The 19560-nt window shown below is 46.5% G+C and carries 18 protein-coding genes; 4 read left to right on the top strand and 14 right to left on the bottom strand.

Annotation, left to right across the window (positions count from 1 at the left end):
* Position 1 precedes the first annotated feature (1 nt).
* The 6 genes from Q1V85_RS18790 to Q1V85_RS18765 all read right to left on the bottom strand — a co-directional run bounded on the left by Q1V85_RS18790 (position 2) and on the right by Q1V85_RS18765 (position 8457).
* Positions 2–1483, bottom strand: a complete 1482-nt coding sequence (locus tag Q1V85_RS18790) for a S41 family peptidase (RefSeq protein ID WP_300602102.1) — start codon at positions 1481–1483, stop codon at positions 2–4.
* A 230-nt stretch (positions 1484–1713) separates the two neighbouring features.
* Positions 1714–2772, bottom strand: a complete 1059-nt coding sequence (locus Q1V85_RS18785; protein WP_300602101.1) for a hypothetical protein — start codon at positions 2770–2772, stop codon at positions 1714–1716.
* Between the two features lie 33 nt (positions 2773–2805).
* Positions 2806–5193 (bottom strand): TonB-dependent receptor, encoded by a 2388-nt coding sequence (locus tag Q1V85_RS18780; protein WP_300602132.1) that lies wholly within the window; start codon positions 5191–5193, stop codon positions 2806–2808.
* 185 nt (positions 5194–5378) lie between these two features.
* Positions 5379–6551, bottom strand: a complete 1173-nt coding sequence (locus Q1V85_RS18775; RefSeq protein WP_300602100.1) for a helix-turn-helix domain-containing protein — start codon at positions 6549–6551, stop codon at positions 5379–5381.
* A 24-nt stretch (positions 6552–6575) separates the two neighbouring features.
* Positions 6576–7607 (bottom strand): thiamine-phosphate kinase, encoded by a 1032-nt coding sequence (gene thiL, locus Q1V85_RS18770; RefSeq protein WP_300602099.1) that lies wholly within the window; start codon positions 7605–7607, stop codon positions 6576–6578.
* A 79-nt stretch (positions 7608–7686) separates the two neighbouring features.
* Positions 7687–8457 (bottom strand): inositol monophosphatase family protein, encoded by a 771-nt coding sequence (locus Q1V85_RS18765; protein ID WP_300602098.1) that lies wholly within the window; start codon positions 8455–8457, stop codon positions 7687–7689.
* 128 nt (positions 8458–8585) lie between these two features.
* Between Q1V85_RS18765 and Q1V85_RS18760 the strand changes: the two genes are divergently transcribed.
* The 4 genes from Q1V85_RS18760 (at position 8586) to mtgA (ending at position 13420) form a co-directional block, all read left to right on the top strand.
* Positions 8586–9725, top strand: a complete 1140-nt coding sequence (locus Q1V85_RS18760) for a glycosyltransferase family 2 protein (RefSeq protein WP_300602097.1) — start codon at positions 8586–8588, stop codon at positions 9723–9725.
* A 555-nt stretch (positions 9726–10280) separates the two neighbouring features.
* Positions 10281–11810 carry a GH3 auxin-responsive promoter family protein gene (locus tag Q1V85_RS18755; RefSeq protein ID WP_300602096.1) on the top strand — a complete coding sequence of 510 codons (1530 nt, stop codon included), beginning with the start codon at positions 10281–10283 and terminating at the stop codon, positions 11808–11810.
* Positions 11811–11849: 39 nt separating this feature from the next.
* Positions 11850–12473: a LysE family transporter gene (locus Q1V85_RS18750; RefSeq protein WP_300602095.1), complete on the top strand. Its 624-nt coding sequence runs from the start codon at positions 11850–11852 to the stop codon at positions 12471–12473.
* 254 nt (positions 12474–12727) lie between these two features.
* Entirely contained in the window at positions 12728–13420 is a 693-nt protein-coding gene (mtgA, locus tag Q1V85_RS18745; RefSeq protein WP_300602094.1) for a monofunctional biosynthetic peptidoglycan transglycosylase, read from the top strand.
* A gap of 135 nt (positions 13421–13555) precedes the next feature.
* Here the strand turns inward: mtgA and Q1V85_RS18740 are convergent, their stop codons facing one another.
* The 8 genes from Q1V85_RS18740 to Q1V85_RS18705 form a co-directional block, all read right to left on the bottom strand.
* A complete protein-coding gene (locus Q1V85_RS18740) occupies positions 13556–13936 on the bottom strand; it encodes a hypothetical protein (protein WP_300602093.1) in 381 nt (126 codons plus the stop codon).
* Between the two features lie 118 nt (positions 13937–14054).
* The gene (locus tag Q1V85_RS18735; protein ID WP_300602092.1) at positions 14055–14768 is read right to left on the bottom strand and encodes a LytTR family DNA-binding domain-containing protein; all 714 of its coding nucleotides are present in this window, start codon (positions 14766–14768) and stop codon (positions 14055–14057) included.
* Between the two features lie 155 nt (positions 14769–14923).
* A complete protein-coding gene (gene atpA, locus Q1V85_RS18730) occupies positions 14924–16504 on the bottom strand; it encodes a F0F1 ATP synthase subunit alpha (RefSeq protein ID WP_300602091.1) in 1581 nt (526 codons plus the stop codon).
* Between the two features lie 291 nt (positions 16505–16795).
* Positions 16796–17272, bottom strand: a complete 477-nt coding sequence (locus Q1V85_RS18725) for a DUF4920 domain-containing protein (protein WP_300602090.1) — start codon at positions 17270–17272, stop codon at positions 16796–16798.
* Positions 17273–17288: 16 nt separating this feature from the next.
* Positions 17289–17519, bottom strand: a complete 231-nt coding sequence (locus Q1V85_RS18720) for a 4a-hydroxytetrahydrobiopterin dehydratase (protein ID WP_300602089.1) — start codon at positions 17517–17519, stop codon at positions 17289–17291.
* Between the two features lie 11 nt (positions 17520–17530).
* Positions 17531–17974: an IPExxxVDY family protein gene (locus Q1V85_RS18715; RefSeq protein ID WP_231005670.1), complete on the bottom strand. Its 444-nt coding sequence runs from the start codon at positions 17972–17974 to the stop codon at positions 17531–17533.
* Between the two features lie 156 nt (positions 17975–18130).
* A complete protein-coding gene (locus Q1V85_RS18710) occupies positions 18131–18685 on the bottom strand; it encodes a dihydrofolate reductase family protein (protein WP_300602088.1) in 555 nt (184 codons plus the stop codon).
* Positions 18686–18754: 69 nt separating this feature from the next.
* Positions 18755–19540: a helix-turn-helix domain-containing protein gene (locus tag Q1V85_RS18705; protein ID WP_300602087.1), complete on the bottom strand. Its 786-nt coding sequence runs from the start codon at positions 19538–19540 to the stop codon at positions 18755–18757.
* Between the last annotated feature and the right edge of the window lie 20 nt (positions 19541–19560).

Genomic DNA, 19560 nt, shown 5'->3' with positions numbered 1-19560 from the left:
TTTAGTCCTTATCTCTGGCTTTTATCAGGTCTTTTACCCGCTCCATTTTATAATCCCGCCCCTGGCGGATATCCTTAATAGTGGGCAGCACAAAGATCTCCGGTTGTACGCCTTGCCCGTCTTTTGGAATACGCCTGTCCGTAACCAGCCGGAACAGGGGCAGCCGGAAACGTATTTTGGTAACCGGCAATGTTACATCGGGGATCAGCAGCGCGCTGTTGCCATAGGCGCCTCCGCCGGTAGGTTCACCCAGCACCATTATATTTTGCTGTTCCCTTAACCCGCCCATCACCAACGATGTGGCCGAAAAAGAATTTCCGCCGCTCAACAGGTAAACCGAGCCTTCGTAATGATTTTTTTTCCGCGGCCGGAAATAGTGGTTTTCATACCAGGTGAAATGAAATTGACCATCGGCCCTTTTATGCGTGGCAAAACGCATAAACCATTTCAATGCCTGATCGTTGCGGATGTATTTGCTGTAGGCAGATCTCCGGGTGCGGGCATACAACGAATCCGCCAGTTTGAACGGCCGGTTGCTGAGGTATTTCATAAACAGGTTGGAATTACTGATCCTGCCGCCGCCATTGCTTCGCAGGTCCACTACCAGGTTTTCTATTTTTTGCCGGTGCAGTTTCCGGAAAGAACGCCGGAAAAATGATCGCAGCTTGAGCTTTTCGGAGAAGCTGTTCAATTCCATTATGGCAAAACGACCGCTGCTGTCAATTACCAGCGAGCGTTCTTCCTGCAGCCGCTTCCCGCGTGGTTCCCGTTGTTTCCGTTTTGACACAGCACCATGTTTATGACTGGTATCTACGGGAGGCTTGTAGGGTCTGATCAGGCGTTTGCCCGGCACGCCGGTACTGTCGCGGAAATACAGGCTCAGATCCTTTGGCCATCCATAAACCCAGGTATACAGGGCTCCGAAATAGGTACCCGTGCTCAGGCGCTGGTCCTGCGCTATACGGTTGCCGCCATCTGCAGGTAGGTAGCTGCGCAGGCTGTCCAGCACCGTTTTCACCGGCAGGCCTCCGATGGAATCGATCAGCGCACCTCTTACCAGGCTGCTGTCGTTTTTAAAAATATTATAAGCCACTACAACGGTATCATTCCAGGTTTTTATATATAACGGGAATACGTTCTTCCTTTTTAGTGTATCCAGGTATTTCGTATATTTTTTTGAAGCGCGTACGGAAGTATGTCCGCAACGGATCTGTGCCGCCACTTTTGTCAGCACCTTGCGAAATTCCGGTTCTGTAAGGCTATCCTTCAGCTGAAGCGCGCCGTCTTCAAACGCACGGTCCATGGCCGGTTTGGTTGTATACCAGTATAAAGAAGGATGCCGCTCTTCCAGGATATTGCGAAAGAGCCGGTAATCAGATTGTAACTGCTGCGGGCTGAATTTCTTTTGGGGATGAAAGGTCATCCTGCCCGTTTTGCAGGAGTACAGGATCATACCCATAAATAAACCGATCCACCATTTCATACTGAAAGCCGCTTTTACAAATAACCGATGTAATGGCTGCAAACTACAATTTATCGATTATATATCATGAGCGGCCTCCCGGTTTTCATGACCACTGCAGGGGACAGGTATGAACATCTTTTAAGCCAGGCCGATCCGGCAAAGGAATGCCGCCAATGCGCAGATCAGCACCATCAGACAGTGTCAAAAATCTGCGCATCCGCGGCAACGTAGCAGCCAGCCGCTACTCATCAGGGTTTTAACCCGTTCACCGAATAAATATCCCTTGTTTTAAAATAGTTAACCCAATTGTAGTTTTTAAAATGCTCCTGGTCAGCGGTGGTCATTTTATGACAGCTGGAACAATTGTAACCGGAACTGGCAATAATTACATTATCGATCCCCTGCTGACCATTATCCAAAAATACGGTGGTGTTCCGCTCCGCATTCTCGATCCTTTTTTCCAGCACGCCCTTAAACGCCCAGCTCTCATAATTGGGCGATGCCTTTGCCAGTGCATATATTTTTTTAGCCGTTGCCGCATCGCCGGTCCGTACGATCATATCACCCATGTTTAAGAAATAGCCTTCTATATTGTGCGGAGCGATCCAGCTATTGTAGCAGGCCCGCTTCCTGCCCAGGTTATGACCGGAAAGATCCTTGCTGATAAACGCCTGGATGGCCGGATTGGAACGGTCCACAGCAGCCGTATAACAATCTTCCAGGGTAGTCCATTGCCATTCCAGCGCCTGCTGGAAAAGGGGTGACTGCACGGGCGCACCGGCAAAAGAGATCCCGATCGTAAATTTATTAAACTCCGGCCAGGCATTGATGGATTCCAAACCCCTGGTATAGCCCTGCTGCTGCAGTTCCTGCGATTGAATCATGCCGGCATGCGCCATCTCCGCATCGGCCAGGAAACCCAGCAGGCGTTTATCATTGGGGTTCATCTGGTACGCTTTTGCAAAATACCTACGGGCATCTGCCACCTGTGCCGGGATCTCTTCCGGTGCGATGCCGCCCCGCAATCCTTCAGACAACAGCCAAAACCGGGCAAATCCCAGGTGGGCAGTGGCGATCAGGTTGGTGGAATCTTCCTGGTATTGCTGCTCCAGCTGCTGAATAACGGTTTTTACATTTTCAATATTCCCATTGTGGAACTGCTCCCAGAAATAATGGTTTTGCGGATCATTCACCCGCTCATAAATCTTATCAAAAGCAGATTTTTCGGTTTTGTGCTTTCTGCAGGAAAGGATGGATACGGTGCCGGCAAGGATAAAGCAGGCCAGCACGAGGATACTTTTTTTCATTTTCGGTTGATTTATTTATAAGATAGAAGAAGATTAAAACGTAAACCGGAAATAGGGCACTACCAGGATTCCCGGCTGGTACTGGTTCACTACTTTTTGTGTTTTCCGGTCGTATAGTTGTACAAAAAGATTCTGTTGATTGGTAAGATTGCGCAGATCCACGCCGCCTTCCAGGGTAGACCGTTTAAAATTCCGGCGTCCGCCGAATTTAAGATCCGTCCGGAAATAGGGCGGCTGCTTTATGGAATAAGGATTGCCATCCTCATCATAGGTGGTACCCCTGCCCAATGCGGAGGCGCTTGCATCTACCGGTGAGGCATACCGTCCGCCCATTACCGTCATGCGGAGACTTACGGAAAAAATATGCTGATCACCTTCCAATCGGAAATCCTTCCCGGTAAGGACATTAGCGATGTAATGATTGTTAAAGGTTGTGTTCCGTTCAACCCCATCGCTGCCCTTATACTTCGATTGGAACAGGCTTCCGGTGATTAAAAAATAATAATCGCGGTTAAAGGATTTTTCGATGGTAAGGTCCAGACCGTAATTCGCCCCGGTGCCTTTGTTGATCAGACTGTCTTTTAAAATCAGTCCAAAACCGCCGCCCTCATTCAGCATGGAAAAGCCGGAAGGGTAACGGGTTACCGGCGCATGCGATAGTTTTTGATAATAAGTCTCCACTTTCAACTGCAGGGAAGGAGCCAGCCGGTTTGCATAGCTCAGCACCCACTGGCGGCTGCGTGTAAAGCCCAGCTGCCGGTTGGCATATACCGGCTGGTTATTTATATAGGATCGCTTAAAATAAACAACCGGGCTTTGCATCTGCGCATGATCTCCATATGCAGCGCTGACCGTTTGCTGACCCGGAAGGTCGTATTGCAGAGATGCGCGGGGCTCCACAGCCCGGGTATTATTCAGTGTTAGCTGCTGGTAATGCAGCCCGGCGGCCAATGTAAGCCGTTCTGTAAACCGGTGCTTTAGCTGGCTGAAGGCCTGTAATAAAGCGGTATTCGTATGTTCATCGATCTGGATGGTTTCGGTTTCATAATTGCCATAGATCCGTTTATCAAACAGCTCGTATTGAAAGACCGTTGCGGTAACCCCCGATAGAATATTGCTTTTAGCACTGAATTTATGAGCCAGGGTGTACGCGATCTCATACCGGGAAGTGTTGAACCGGCTTTCACCCGTGCGGAATGCTTCACGGGTTTGTTCACTGAGCGAATCTGCCAACCCTTTTTCCGCAGACCGGTTGATACCAATGCTTAGTTTTCCAAATGTTTTCCGGTTAAAATTAGTTTCCAGGTTGATGCCGGCAATACCGGTAAAGAACCGGGAAAAGATATTGGTGTTTTCCGCTCCGTAAAGATTTTTGTTATTTGCAGTGTCTGCTTCATTGCCCAGGAAATCAATTTTACTGGGGCCACCCATTCCCCAGATGGCGAGGGTATTTTTTGCCGATAACGGGATGTGGATCTTAAAACTCAGATCCTGGTATTCTGGTATGGAAGAACCTGTACCCACATTAAAACCGATGGCCTGCAACAGCCCCACAGTGGAGTACCGGTAGTTGACCAGGTAGGAGGCCTTGCTCTTCCGGGAAAAAGGACCTTCGATGCCGGCTTCAAAACCGGCAAATCCGATCTCCCCCACCACTTCTGTTTTTTCGGAATTGCCGTTGCGGAGCCGCAGGTCAAATACACCGCCCAGGGCATTTCCATACTGGGCAGGAAAAGCGCCGGCAATAAAATCTGATTTTGCCAGGTTGTTGGCGTTTAAAATACTTACGGGTCCGCCGGTGCTTACCAGCGATCCGTAATGATTGGGATTGGCTATATTAACGCCTTCCACCTGCCATAAAAGTCCCAGGGGAGCATTTCCCCGCACCACAATATCATTGCGACCGTCTGAAGCGTTCGCCACACCTGCCATGGCGCTGATCATACGGGCCGGGTCACCAATAGAACCGGCAAAACGCCGGGTATCGGCAGGGTTAAACACTGTACCGCTAACCGCAACCATTTCATTATTCAGGGTACGCCTGCCCCGCGTTTGTACCACCACTTCATCCAAAACGGTGTTTTTTTCGGTCAGCAGTATCGTCAGCTGTTCCTCCTTCCCTGCAGTTACCAGCACCTCCGGAGCAGTGCGGGACTCATAACCGGTATGCGTAATTACAAAACTATAGCGGCCCAGGGGTACACTCAGTTTAAAATACCCGTCTTTATCAGACAGGGCCGTTGATTGATTGGTACCCAAAACAGCAATCGTGGCATCCCCGATCGGGAACCGGGATACGTCATCCAACACCCGTCCCCGAACAAATTGGGTTTGGGCAGTTTGAGCCACTAACAGGGATTGACCCATAAAAAGGAAAAAAAGAGGCAGGATTGCCCGCCGGTAAAAAGCAGCCGGATTCATTTGCACAAAAACAAGTTTAAAAGTAAGTATTGATTTTTTGCAAATATGGGCGCCATACCTGCGGAAATCGCCCCACCAAATAGGGTGGCACCTCTAAAAACGGCCGTTTTTGTTAATGAATTCCTAAAGCACCGGCGGTTTCATGTGTTCCGTTGATTTGAAACCATAAACTCCGGGCCAGCAGGTCATAGGTTGATGTGCTGACTTTTCAGGTAACCGGATGGTGACTGGCCGGTAAATTTTTTAAAGTTCCGGTTAAAAGAGGATTTGGAATTAAAACCGCATTCAAAAGCCAGCGACAATAAGGTATAGTTTTGATTAGCAGGATGGTTCGCCAGCTCTTTAAATGCTTCCACACGCAACTGGTTGATATAATCATAGAAGCTTTTTTCCGTTTTTGAGTTGATCACCTGCGATAAAATACCGCTGTGGATATCCAGTTGTTCCGCCACATCGCCCAGGGTTAGTTCGGCATTTTTAAATAACTGCGTATCCTCCATCAGCTGCTGCAATCGCCCATGTATCTCCGCCGCTTCGTCTTCCGTTAGGGTCGATTTTTCATATTTTACCTTTTCGGGTATGGTATTTTTCATGAGAACGGCCGGTGCCTGTACCTCCGGGACAGGCGTCATCTCCGTTAAAAATACCGGACTTTCATCCAACAAACCCAAAGGTCGCTGGCTGGCCGCGTTCCTGGTATTAAAAATGCCTTCCTGCCGCACGCCAAAAAATCCCAGGAAAAAAATAAACAGGGAAACCGAAATATAGAGCGTTTGCGCCGTCAGGTAAAACGTTACAAAAAACCAGATGACCCCAATACCGCCAATTAAATAACGTAACCAGTTCAGGGTGATTTTTCCTGTGTTTGAAAACTGCCCTGCAATATTCCGGCGATGCCGCTTCAGCAATATCAGGGCCGCAATTACATAGCCGATCCCGGAGGCAATAATTGCAACTGTAAGAACGATGGCGATTCCTTTGTAGCCGGGCGCACCATGCTCATAGATATATAATTTTTGCTCCGGCGACTGAATCAGTACCGGTATCCATATAAGATACGTGATCAAAAAGGGCAAAAAATGCCAGATCCAGCGGTATTTATGTTTTTGCTGATGAGTGAGGTACAAGGTGTATAAATACAGGAACGGACCATGAATGAATGGAAAGGGCAACTCCCAGCCCAACACTCCGGGGACCTCTTTGTATTGGTCTGTAACGAATAAATAAAGGTACACCAGGTGAATGGTGGCCAGAAACTGCCATGCCGTAAGGATCTTATCGGCGGTGGTTTTTTGCGGCTTCGCAATCAGCAGTATCAATAAATATACCGATACAATAATCCCCGTAAGGTACAGCATGGTTTTGATGTTTTTACCCTACGATTACCGGATGGGGTTCCAGCCCTGGGCCGTAATGGCGTGGCGCCCCCCTCCTTTGGTAATGATATGGGCTCCGTCCCCGGCCTCCGCCATATAACCGATAATACTGATGGCCGGGTTGGCATTTATTTTTTCGTAGTCGGCCTGATCCACGGTAAACAACAACTCATAATCTTCTCCCCCGCTTAATGCACAGGCTGTGGGATCGATCTCAAATTTGAAGGCAGCATTACGGGTTTCTTCTGCAACGGGGATTTTATCCTCATACAATACACAGCCCAGTTGGCTGTCTTTACAAATATGCAGGATCTCAGAGCTCAGGCCGTCGCTGATATCCATCATGGCAGTGGGCATTACCGATGCTTCGGCAAAAAACTCAACGATATCTTTCCGGGCTTCGGGTTTTAACAGCCGGCCAATTACATAGCTTTCTCCTTCCAGGTCCGGCTGCACGCCCGGGCTTTCGAGAAATATTTTCCGCTCGCGCTCCAGGAACAACAGGCCTACATAGGCAGCCCCCAGGTCGCCGCTTACACAAAGCAGATCGCCTTTTTTTGCAGTGCTCCGTTTTACAAAATGATCCGGAGTTACTTCCCCAATGGCCGTAACAGAAATTACAAACCCCTTTTGAGAGGTAGTGGTATCGCCGCCGATCAGGTCTACCCCGTAGTGACTACAGGCAGCATACACTCCTTCATAAAATTCATCCAGTGCCTCCAGACCAAAGCGGTTGCTGATGCCAATGCTTAGGGTAACCTGGGTAGGGACCGCATTCATGGCATATACATCGCTAAGGTTCACCACAATGGATTTATAGCCCAGGTGCTTGAGCGGGGTATACATCAGATCGAAATGCACCCCTTCCAGCAGCAGGTCGGTAGTAACCACGGTTTGTTTACCAAAATGGTCGATCACCGCGGCATCATCGCCCACGCCCAACAGCGAGGATACATTCTGAAGTTCTATATTTTTGGTTAAATGATCAATCAGACCAAATTCTCCCAATTCGGATAATTCTGTACGTTCGTTACTCATTTTTATGCGGATTGTACACCCTATACTGCCGGAGAATGTTCGTTTCGGACCTGAACAATATCCGGTTTTCCGTTGTGCTTTATTTATTATTAATAATATTCAGCAATTCCTCATGTATCCGCCCGTTTGTTGCAACAATCCGGTGCTGATAAGGAGAATAGCGGTCGCCGTTAAAATCGGTAACCCGGCCCCCGGCCTCTTCTACAATCAAAAAACCGGCGGCACTGTCCCAGGCTTCCAGTTTATGCTCATAAAACCCGTCGAACCGGCCGGCCGCCACCCAGCAAAGGTCAATGGCGGCAGCACCAAGGCGGCGCACGGGCACACCTTCTTTGATCAGCCGTTCAAATACCTGCAGCGGACCGTTCTCCATATGTATATATACATACGGGAAGCCGGTTACCAGGCAGGAGTGCATGGCCTCTGTTTCCTTACTTACTTTTATCGGCTGCCCGTTTAATGTGGCCCCTTTTCCTTTTTCTGCAAAAAACAACTCATTCATATGGGGGTTATACACCATGCCAAGAATGATCTCTTTCTTATATTCCACCCCAACAGACACACAATTGATCGGCACCCCATGTGCAAAATTAATAGTGCCATCCAGCGGATCGATGATCCACTTATAATCCGATTCCTGTGCCAGCACACCGCTTTCCTCCGTTAATATAAAATGATCGGGGTAATGCCTGCGGATCACTTCAATAATGGCTTTTTCAGCTGCATGATCGGCGTCTGTAACCAGGTTATTGCGGCCTTCCTTATGCTGTATGGAAAATGACTGCTGGAAATAACGGGTCAGTTCTGCCGCACCAGCCCTCACAGCTTCTTCTAAAACGGTTGCTAACATGGGGTCAAAGATAGCGATTTAGCGTTCAGCAGGCAGCAATCATCAGGTTGCTGAAGGCTAATGGCTGAAAGCTGATTGCCGATTACCGAATTCGGTTATTTTTGTGCCCGGCTCCTGCTTTTATAGAAATGAATCTATCCATCATTATAGTCAGCTACAACGTAAAGTACTTTTTGGAACATTGCCTGGTATCGGTACTCCGGGCTTCAAAGGGTCTGGAAGCAGAAATTATTGTGGTAGACAACTGTTCTACAGACGGAAGCGTGGAATACCTGCTGCCCCTGTTTCCGCAGGTGTTATTTATTGCCAATAAAGAAAATGCAGGTTTTGGCCGGGCCTGTAACCAGGGGCTCCGGAGCGCAAAGGGGCAATTTATACTGTTTCTGAACCCGGATACGCTGCTGCCGGAAGATGCGCTGGTAAAAAGCCTGGCCGTTTTTGAACAAGACCCGGCCGTTGGCGCTGTTGGTATCCGGATGTTCGATGGCGCGGGCGTTTTTTTAAAGGAATCCAAGCGTGGGTTCCCCTCTTTTTCTGCTTCTTTTTTCAAATTATCCGGTATCCACCGCTTTTTTCCGGGATCCAGGACCGCTGCCCGCTACTACCTGGGGCATCTTGATGATGAAAAAGACCAGTACATCGAAGTGCTGGCCGGAGCGTTTATGCTTATTCCCCGCATCGTTCTTGAAAAAACGGGCGGTTTTGATGAAGCATTTTTTATGTATGGGGAAGATATTGATCTCAGCTACCGCATATACAAGGCCGGTTATAAAAATTATTACTTATCAGCTCCGCCCATTATTCATTTTAAGGGAGAAAGCACGTCAAAAAACAGCCTGGGTTATATCAGGAACTTTTACCAGGCAATGGGCATTTTTGTAAACAAACACCACCGGGGCACCAAACGCATAGGGCTCCGGTTACTGGTGCACCTGGGAATCTGGGCACATGCCGCTGTTAAATATGTTTCCGGCCGGCTGTGGCCGGGCAAAAAGAAAGAACGCGTTGATCCTGCTGCTGCCATCATTATTGGTTCCGAAACCGCTGCAGGCAACCTGATGCGGCATTTTCCGGATAATGGATTAAAAATCAGGGTGGTTGCTCCTACCGAAAACAACCTGACCAGCCTTCTTAAAGCAAATCCCGGTACACCGGTATACCTGTGCGAGCAGGACATGCCTTTTTCAGAGCTCATCCGGATTGTTTGCCAAAGCAATCATCAGCAGCTGCACTTTTACAGTGGCAACAGTATCATTACCGCAAGCTGATGGTATAATTTAAACATTGGGGAATGGTCAATGGTGAATCAATGTCGTTTCCTTAAAGCCACAGATGCGCAGATTTGGTATCGGCTTTAACGACAACAATGTCGCAGAAAAGCGCCGCAGGCGCAATCAGCGTATCTGCGGCAACCATAAAAATTGCTTAAGGAAATGGCATTGAATGGTGAATGGTCAATAGATCATCGGGTATTAAACGGGAACATATATTCAGCTTTCAGTCTTCAGTAGTCAGCAATCAGTTGATTACTTCTGGGATTAGAGATCCCGCATCGGGTGTTAAAACGGGTACCTACCCTGTGGCGCCGCTAACAGCTGTATGGTTCCTATTGGTTTTATAGTTACCTTGCAGGCCTTGCCGTCGCGCCTCGCAAGGCATCCGGAAGCGTTTAAAGGCTTCGGGCAACGACGGAAGATGTTGACTGCATCGCATTGCAAAACCGGGTAATATCCGATGTGCATACAAACGGTGCAGTTAAATGTTTATTTTAGCTGATCGGCATTCAAAATTGTAACTTTGCCGGTTACAGTAGTTAGTAGAATATGGCATCAATAATAGATATTAAATTACCGCGATCGATTGCCAGTGCACTGCGACTTCCGAAGCGTAATGCAAAAACACAGCAGCAGAAAGTATTAAAAAAGCTATTAAAAAAGGCGCGGTTCACAGAATTTGGCCAGGAATACCGGTTTGACGAGATCCTTCTTTCAAAAAACATCGAAAAAAGCTTCCAGCAACTGGTTCCTGTTTATGATTATAATAAGATCTATGACCAATGGTGGGTAAAAACACTGGAAGGCAAACCAGATATCACCTGGCCGGGCAAAATCAAATATTATGCATTAAGCTCCGGGACCTCAGAAGCCTCCAGCAAATACATCCCCGTAACCACCGACCTGCTGAAAAGCAACACCATCAACTACATCAAACAATTAATCAGCGTTTTCAGCTATAAACAGGCCAATAAAAAATCCCTCACCAAAGATTTCCTGATCATTGGAGGGGCTACCAATCTCCAGAAAGGAGAGGCCGGCTGGTTTGCCGGTGATCTGAGTGGCATCCTGGCAAAAAAACGACCGTTCTGGTTTCAGACCTTTTACAAACCCGGTGGGCGGATCGCCGCTATTGCAGACTGGAACCAGAAGCTGAATGAAATTGTAGACAATGCCCATAAATGGGATATTGGCTATATTGTTGGAGTACCGGCCTGGTGCCAGATGTGCATGGAAATGGTCATTGAACGCTATAAACTGGCGAATATTCATGAAATATGGCCCAATTTTGGTGTTTTTGTACATGGAGGCGTTGCCTTTGAACCGTATAAAAAGTCCTTCGACAAGCTATTAGGAAAGCCCATTGTATACGTGGAGAATTATTTATCCAGCGAAGGCTTTATCGGGTATAAAATGAAAGAAGACCGCGGTATTCAATTGGTAACCGATAATAATATTTTCTTTGAGTTTGTGCCTTTTGACAATTGCAATTTTGATGCGGAAGGTACCATTGTTGATCATCCCGAAGTAAAGCTGATTGATGAAGTGGAGGAAGGTAAGGAATATGCGCTGCTGATGAGTACCAATGCGGGCAGCTGGCGCTACCTGATTGGCGACACCATTAAATTCCTGGACAAGGAAAAGTCAGAACTGATCATCACCGGCAGAACCAAACACTTTTTAAGCCTGGTAGGCGAACATCTGAGCGTGGAAAATATGAACCGGGCCATCCAGGACGCCAACGATCACTTTAATATCAGCATACAGGAATACACGGTTATCGGTTTTCCCTATGAGGGCTATTTTGCACACCGCTGGTATGTAGCCACCAATGATCCGGTGAACAATGACGCACTGATTGCGTTTATAGATAACAAGCTCCGCGAGATCAATGATGACTATGCAACGGAACGGACCAGTGCATTAAAAGAAGTGTTTATTGAAGTATTGCCCCCTGAAACATTTATGAAGTTCATGGAGCTGAAAGGCAAATTGGGCAGTCAGCATAAATTTCCCCGCGTTATGAAAGGACGCATCCTTTTAGACTGGGAAAATTTTTTAAAAACAGGGAAAATTTGATCCCCTTTTTAAAAACTTCGGCTATATTGTTATCCGATTATGATTGAAGCCTTTATTAAAGGAATAACCATGGGTTTGCTGCTCTGCATTGCAGTAGGGCCTGTGCTCTTTTCAGTCATTAAACACAGCATTAATGTAGGACACAGGGGCGGACTGGCCTTTGTGCTGGGTGTTTCTGCCAGTGATACCACGCTTGCATTCATCAGCAACTTCTTTTCGCAGTTTTTTATTAGCCTTAGTTCGCAAAAGGTTGCCATTAGTATTGTGGGCAGCACTTTTTTAATTATACTGGGTATTTATTACGCGTTCTTTAAAAAGATCCGCATCCGGGATCGCATTAAACGAACTCCGCCTGTTTTCCGCAAACGCGATTACCTGCAGTTGTTCCTTTCCGGCTTTTTCCTAAACACCCTTAACCCCGGCATCTTTATCTTCTGGCTCACCGCATCTACTACCTTTATTACACATACCATTAATGAACGCATCGTTATTTTTATAACGGCATTGCTGATCGTTTTGTGCACGGATATTGCAAAAGTGATGCTGGCTAATAAGATCCGTACAAGACTTACACCGCGCAATATTCACTTACTCAACCGCATCAATGGGTTTGTATTGATGTGCTTTGGTATTGCCCTCATCATAAGGCTGGTTATTTCCTGAAGAACCATTTAAGGGCATTGGTATTTTTATATATTTAACAGGTAATAGGGATTAAATAGTCTTATTTTTGTTAAGAGGCTGTATTTGAACCATTAAGAAATCAAATTAATAAAAAACAGCTGAATGATTCTTAATGTTATGATAGCCTCAATGCCTGTACCGTGCATTGGGCAACCGGTACAGACACACGCAGATTTTGCATGAACAAGTAATCCGCTTTTGATTTGCATGAATAATGGATCTGTTTTAACACGATGAAGGTTCTGAAAGGCATATGGAAATGGGGCAAACGGCTATTTGTGCTATTGTTCGTGGGTCAGCTGCTTTATATTGTGCTGCTTAAATGGGTGAACCCACCCATTACCTTTACACAGATCGGCAGCGTACTGAATGGCCGGGGGTTTCATCAGCAAAACCGGCCATCCGCGTCTGTTTCGGAAAATGCACGCCTGGCGGTTATTGCTTCCGAAGATCAATTATTTCCGGATCATAATGGTTTCGATTGGAAAAGCATTCAGAAAGCGATGGAATATAACCAGAAGAAGCCGGGCCGGTTAAGAGGGGCCAGCACTATCAGCCAGCAAACCGCAAAAAATGTTTTTTTATGGCAGGGCAGAAGCTGGTTACGCAAGGGGTTGGAAACCTATTTTACGTTTATGATCGAAAAAATATGGGGTAAAAAAAGGATCCTTGAAGTATACCTGAACGTAGCGGAAATGGGCAACGGCATTTTTGGAATTGAACAGGCGTCCCAAACGTATTTTAATAAACCTGCAAAAAACCTTACACAATATGAAGCAGCGGCCATTGCAGCCATTTTGCCCAACCCGGTAAAACTGAGTGTGAAACCCATGTCGCCCTATGTTTCTTCCAGGGCAAGAAAAATTGTGCAGCAAATGAACTTTCTGAAACCCGACCGGGATATTCAAAACCTGATCCGGCAGTAGCGTTCCATCCTGGTTGTGCTGTATGCAGCCGATCAGCATCCGCTGACAGATGCCATGACAACGCTTCCCATGAAAGTGAAATAATCATATAGCATCATCTTACTTAGAAGGGAAATCAAGCGGAATGGCGGCAGATCACCTATCACCCGCGGGGTACTGCAGATCGCGCACCATCTCTTCGATGCTTTTGAGAAATGTGTTCCAGTAATCGGAGTCACCACTCAATGTGCCTCTTTTTTCAAGGAAGGATTCGCCGCCATTGGCCACCACCCGGTAAAGTACATGGCCTGGTCCTAAGGGCGAAAAGGTAGATTTAACGCGATGTAATAATCGCTTTACCTCTGCCATATCATTTTCATTGAACGCCTGTTCCAAATGAAAACGGTCTTCTTTCCATTGAGACTTTATTTCAAGCAGGATGTCATTTACTGCTTCTGTATCGTGACCCAGCAGATCTCTCAGATAATCCAGGTTGTTGTATTGAGACGCTGCATTGTTTAGAATGGGCTTAGTCATGATTGCCGGCATTTTGTCAATCTATTTAAAAAGGTTAAGAGGTTCTTTCAAAAACGGGCACATTCCGCAGCAGATGCGGATGCACAAGTATCATTGAGGGCTTCTATTTATCTGTTTTTTATAAGAGATGCAGCTTTGCCAGCAATGCATCTTTATAGCTTTCTGAAACGGGTATGGGCTGATTTTTTATATATACCAATCTGTTTTCAATATACTCCACCTTGTCTATCGCTATAACATAACTCCGGTGAACCCGTACAAATTTATCCGGCGAAAATTTATCTTCAATCGTCTTAAGACTGCCGTGCACCATGTACATTTTATCCGGTAAGTTAAACTGTACATAATCGCCCTTTGCCTCCATCCATAAAATATCGTCTACATTTATTTTACGGATCACCTTGTTCTCTTTTATAAACAGGTGCTTGGGCGTAATGGCATCCGATTGCTGCGATTGTTTAAAGCGGATCAGTTCCTGCACTTTGTCAATAGCCGCCAACACCCTCGTTAGCGTAAACGGCTTCACGAGGTAGTCCATCACATTCAGTTCAAATGCTTCTACCGCATATTGTTCTTTAGCCGTTGTTAAAATGGTATGCGGCCGGTTAGGCAATAACTTCAGCAGGTCCAGACCGCTCATCTCCGGCATCTCAACATCTAAAAACAAAATATCTACGTGATTGGCTTCTAAAAAGCTTTTGGCTTCCAGTGCGCTTTCACATTCTCCAATAACGTCTATATTGCTTACATTAAGAAGAATCTTTTTTAAAATAACCCGCGCTACTTTGTTATCGTCAACCAATAAGCATATAAGAGGGCCGTTCGCGTTCATTTATATCGTCTAAAGTTGCCTAAAATTACGGAAAACTTATCATTTGTAAAAATCGATTGGCCATTAAATTAAAAAAACCTGACATATAAGCATTTTTCAGCCATAAAACAAAGGGCCGCCCTTTCGGACAGCCCTTAAAAAATCATTTCTGCGGCCTATTTTTTGAACTGGGGGATAAGACCATTGGCCAGCTCTACCATTTGTTTTAATCCTTCTTCCGGCAGGTTTCCTTTCTTGAACTCGGCCAGGATCTGGGGGTACTTGTTTTCCATTTCCAGCAGGAACAGCTCTTCAAATTCTTTCACCTTGTTTACCGGAACGTCCTTGATCAGACCGTTGGTACCCAGGTAAATAATGGCAACCTGTTTTTCTACAGAATAAGGAGAATATTGCGGCTGCTTCAGGATCTCTACGTTCCGTGCACCTTTGTCAATTACATTCTTGGTAGCGGCATCCAGGTCTCCCCCAAATTTGGAGAAGGCTTCCAGCTCGCGGTACAGCGCCTGATCCAGCTTCAACGTACCGGCTACTTTTTTCATGGATTTGATCTGCGCATTACCACCCACACGGCTTACGGAGATACCCACGTTGATCGCCGGACGGATACCGGAGAGGAACAGTGAAGATTCCAGGAAGATCTGACCATCGGTAATGGAGATCACGTTTGTAGGGATATATGCAGATACGTCACCCGCCTGTGTTTCAATGATCGGCAATGCGGTTAAGGAACCACCACCTTTTACCAGGTGTTTGATGGATGCCGGCAGGTCATTCATGTCTTTAACGATCTCGTCGTTATTGATCACTTTTGCAGCTCTTTCCAGTAAACGGCTGTGCAGGTAGAATACGTCACCAGGATATGCTTCACGGCCCGGAGGACGACGCAGCAGCAGGGAAACCTCACGGTAAGCTACCGCCTGTTTAGACAGATCATCATAAATGATCAGCGCCGGACGGCCGGTATCGCGGAAATATTCACCGATGGCAGCACCCGCAAACGGAGCGTAGAACTGCAACGGAGCCGGATCAGAAGCAGAAGCCGCAACGATGGTGGTATATTCCATGGCACCGTTGTCTTCCAGGGTTTTCATCACACCGGCAATGGTGGATGCTTTCTGTCCGATGGCTACATAAATACAATATACAGGCTTGCCTGCTTTGAAAAATTCTTTCTGGTTGATAATGGTATCAATCGCGATGGCTGTTTTACCGGTCTGACGGTCACCGATGATCAACTCCCGCTGGCCACGGCCGATAGGAATCATCGCATCGATCGCTTTAATACCGGTTTGCAGCGGCTCTTTTACCGGCTCCCGGAAGATTACGCCCGGAGCTTTCCGCTCTAAAGGCATTTCATACAATTCTCCGGAAATCGGTCCTTTACCATCAATCGGCTGTCCCAGCGTGTTTACCACACGGCCGCTCATGCCTTCTCCTACTTTAATAGAAGCGATCTGGTTGGTGCGGCGCACTTTGGAACCTTCTTTAATATCCTTGCCTTCACCCATCAATACCACACCCACATTGTCTTCCTCCAGGTTCAGTGCGATGGCGCGTACACCGTCCTCAAACTCAACAAGTTCACCATACCTTACATTTCCAAGGCCATAAACGCGGGCGATACCATCCCCCACTTGTAATACGGTACCAATTTCCTCTAAATCCGCCTGAGCATTAAAGTTGCTCAGCTGCTCCCGAAGGATGGCACTTATTTCGTCTGGTTTTATTTCCGGCATAAATAATGATATTTAATACATTGATGTATAGAAATACGGCCTAACGCCCGTTTTCAGGCTGCAAAAGTAGTGTATTACTGCATTCCCAACAAAAAATAAGGAAGCGAAAATTTTTTGTTTTCCCATCACAGTACGGGTAAATACCTGCTGTTAATGATGTATCGCCGGCGGCTTCACTTTTGAAGAAACGGGAACCGGGGCCATCATTTAGTATTGGCCGGGAGTGTTATCCGTTTCGGGGAATGGCCATTGTGCGTGCTCCGGGTGCCGGCCCGGTCTCATGCCCTATAATTATATAACCAGCACTCCACTGGCCTCAAACCGCACCTGTTTTTCGGGCTTTGTGATGGCGTCGATCACGGCCTGTGGTTTTTTGGCGTCTTCCGCATAGTGTTTCAGCTCATTCACTGATACCAGCTTCTGGCGGGCCACCCCATCCAGCACCACTGTTTTACCGGTAATAGCGGTGGGTACAAAAAAGCCGTAATCCTTGAATTTAACCTGCATTTTGGTCTTGTCGGGCAGTTCCATTGTGAGCCAGCAACCTTTTTTAGCACAAACGGCTAAAACCGTTCCTTTTATTTTGGCCTTTACCACCGCCTCTTTGGATGCGGAAAGCTTCTCCGCCAGTTCTTCCAGGCTAAGGGCGCCTTTGGCAGTGATTGTTTCACCGTAAGCATCTCCTTTTTGTGCCGCTCCGGCAGGAGGCTGTGCATATAATAATATACCCACAAACAGGGGCAGGATCAGCAGGAACAGTTTTCTCATATTTTAAAATTACAACTTAAAGACAAGTATCAATCTTTTTTGCCAGTTTATGATCCTTTTCGGTAACTACATCTCCGGCGTCGTGGGTCGAAAGCCAGACTTCTACGGTATTATACGTATTGGTCCAGGTGGGATGATGATCCATTTTTTCCGCGGCCAGCGCCACGCGGGTCATAAAACCAAAGGCTTCATTAAAATCCTTAAAGGAAAATTTCCGGTAGAGTTTATTGTCGTTTTCCGTCCACATAACAAAGGTTTTTAAAAGATCAGGTAATCCTTGTTTTTTATTTTTTCATTCGTGAGCTCGGTAATCAGCTGCACCCCCGGAATCTCCCGCAACCAGGCTTTTACCTGTTCCAGGTACTCATCGGTTACCGTGTCATTTTTCATCAGCCACAGAAAATCGAGGTGCTTAAACTCCGGCAGCAAAAACTCCCCGTCGTACAGGTTATTATATAAATAATGACATAATGAACTGTTAGGGTCCCGGTATTCATACACCGAAAAAAAATAAAGCCGCCTTTTGCGTTTTAACTTGATCTCAATATCGTGATTGATCCGGAAATCCAGTTCCAGCAAATTATTCAGGTTCCAGCAAAATTTATAATCCTTAACCGTAGTTACAATACCCAGGAGCTTCGTGTCTTCAAAGAACTCCTCGGTGATCTGTTCGGTATTTAATGATAATTTTACAGTAGCCATGAATGAAATGGGTTTCGGGGCTGCATCAGGGCATGCCTCCTTCCGGAATGATGCTGTAAAGGTAGCAAATAATGCGCCGGAGAGTCGTAGCATTTATTTTTTTATTCATCATTCCGGGTAAACTCTTCCCGGTATTCCAGTTAAGGACCTTCCTGATCATTTGCCAGCGCAGCCATAACAAAGCTGTACCACCCCTTTATCAAGTTGCTGTACTGCTACCAGGTCCAGGCGGGTGTTCATTCCTTGAAACAGGCTGCCATTTCCGGTGCCCATAACGTGTGGCTGAACCATCAGCTTCAGTTCGTCTACGAGATCGAACGCAACCATCGTTTTTACCAGCGTTGCACTACCCTGTACCAAAACAGGGCCTCCCTCCTGGTTCCTGAGCGCTGTAATCGCTTTGACCGGATCCTCCCTTATAATGGTCGTATGCTCCCATGGAGCGTCTGTCATTGTGGTGGAGACCACATATTTTTTTGAGGTATTCAGTTTTTCGGCAACGCCCATTTCATTGTTTTTGAAAGCGCTCCAATAGGGATACAGCATTTCATAGGTAACACGTCCGTACAACATGATTTCACTGTTGCTGATGGTTTCCCGGATGGCGTTCGCCCTGCTGTCGCTGTGATAGGGGTTGAACCATTCTTTCATAGTAGCGGCATCGGTAATGCCATCCAGCGACATCCATTCTGTTACAATTATTTTTCTCATTGTTATAAAATTTTTATACCACAAAAATGCGGTACCGGCGAATGGAAAAATAGAATGGAACCGACAACCTCAGCATTCAGGATTATAGGGAGCCCGCTTTGCCAGGTATTGATTGGGGGTTAACCCGGTAAACTCTTTAAATACCCGTATAAAATGACTTTGGTCGGCAAACCCGCTGTCATACGCAATATCCGTAAGCTTCAGTATTTTTTTTTGATTGACTTGCTGAAAGGCGAACTGGAACTGGCAGATGCGCCGGTAAAGATTGGGAGCCATACCAATATGGCTTTCAAACAGCCGCTGAAAGCTTCTTTCTGTCGTATACAGTTCTTTTTGCAGCTCGCCCAGCGTGCACAGACCGTTGCTTTGTCTTAACCGGCTTGTTGCAAAAACAATTTTTTCATTGTTTGTTGCCTGCTGTGCCGCCAGTTTTAAAATATACCGATCAATCAGCTCCAGCCGCTTATCCAGTGGAAGGATATTCAGCAGTTGCGCTTCCAGGTTTAGCTCTTTGGCCTGTTTTAACAACATAAGATCAAGATGGTCTTCTGTAATTTCCCGGGGACTGATACCAAAAAGCGGCGTTAAGGCATGCGGATAAAAAAAATAAGCAATAAAAACAAACGGATCTTTAAACTGCAATTCACCGGGCCGAATGGTTTGCCCGTAAAGGGAAAGATGGCTGACCTTTTGCTCGTTTTTCAATGCCGGGGCCGTTTGAAAAACAAGTGTTGGACAGCCATTAGCGAAAAGCGGGATCACAAATTCGTGCCGGACATTGAAATCTTCAATTACAAGGATACCACTTACATACTGCGCAATTGACAAGGGCGGTATAAAAAAAGCGGTTTTCATCACTCAAATATAAAACAGGT

It is taken from the genome of Niabella sp., from assembly GCF_030150205.1.
In the GTDB taxonomy this organism is placed as follows: domain Bacteria; phylum Bacteroidota; class Bacteroidia; order Chitinophagales; family Chitinophagaceae; genus Niabella.
Note: the sequence above shows the minus strand (reverse complement) of the source record. Positions and strands in the feature narration are given on the sequence as shown.

Bases quoted from the DNA above. Each gene is read 5' to 3' on its own strand.
- Q1V85_RS18790 (WP_300602102.1), bottom strand. From the start codon at position 1,483: ATGAAATGGTGGATCGGTTTATTTATGGGTATGATCCTGTACTCCTGC.
- Q1V85_RS18785 (WP_300602101.1), bottom strand. From the start codon at position 2,772: ATGAAAAAAAGTATCCTCGTGCTGGCCTGCTTTATCCTTGCCGGCACC.
- Q1V85_RS18780 (WP_300602132.1), bottom strand. From the start codon at position 5,193: ATGAATCCGGCTGCTTTTTACCGGCGGGCAATCCTGCCTCTTTTTTTC.
- Q1V85_RS18775 (WP_300602100.1), bottom strand. From the start codon at position 6,551: ATGCTGTACCTTACGGGGATTATTGTATCGGTATATTTATTGATACTG.
- thiL (WP_300602099.1), bottom strand. From the start codon at position 7,607: ATGAGTAACGAACGTACAGAATTATCCGAATTGGGAGAATTTGGTCTG.
- Q1V85_RS18765 (WP_300602098.1), bottom strand. From the start codon at position 8,457: ATGTTAGCAACCGTTTTAGAAGAAGCTGTGAGGGCTGGTGCGGCAGAA.
- Q1V85_RS18760 (WP_300602097.1), top strand. From the start codon at position 8,586: ATGAATCTATCCATCATTATAGTCAGCTACAACGTAAAGTACTTTTTG.
- Q1V85_RS18755 (WP_300602096.1), top strand. From the start codon at position 10,281: ATGGCATCAATAATAGATATTAAATTACCGCGATCGATTGCCAGTGCA.
- Q1V85_RS18750 (WP_300602095.1), top strand. From the start codon at position 11,850: ATGATTGAAGCCTTTATTAAAGGAATAACCATGGGTTTGCTGCTCTGC.
- mtgA (WP_300602094.1), top strand. From the start codon at position 12,728: ATGAAGGTTCTGAAAGGCATATGGAAATGGGGCAAACGGCTATTTGTG.
- Q1V85_RS18740 (WP_300602093.1), bottom strand. From the start codon at position 13,936: ATGACTAAGCCCATTCTAAACAATGCAGCGTCTCAATACAACAACCTG.
- Q1V85_RS18735 (WP_300602092.1), bottom strand. From the start codon at position 14,768: ATGAACGCGAACGGCCCTCTTATATGCTTATTGGTTGACGATAACAAA.
- atpA (WP_300602091.1), bottom strand. From the start codon at position 16,504: ATGCCGGAAATAAAACCAGACGAAATAAGTGCCATCCTTCGGGAGCAG.
- Q1V85_RS18725 (WP_300602090.1), bottom strand. From the start codon at position 17,272: ATGAGAAAACTGTTCCTGCTGATCCTGCCCCTGTTTGTGGGTATATTA.
- Q1V85_RS18720 (WP_300602089.1), bottom strand. From the start codon at position 17,519: ATGTGGACGGAAAACGACAATAAACTCTACCGGAAATTTTCCTTTAAG.
- Q1V85_RS18715 (WP_231005670.1), bottom strand. From the start codon at position 17,974: ATGGCTACTGTAAAATTATCATTAAATACCGAACAGATCACCGAGGAG.
- Q1V85_RS18710 (WP_300602088.1), bottom strand. From the start codon at position 18,685: ATGAGAAAAATAATTGTAACAGAATGGATGTCGCTGGATGGCATTACC.
- Q1V85_RS18705 (WP_300602087.1), bottom strand. From the start codon at position 19,540: ATGAAAACCGCTTTTTTTATACCGCCCTTGTCAATTGCGCAGTATGTA.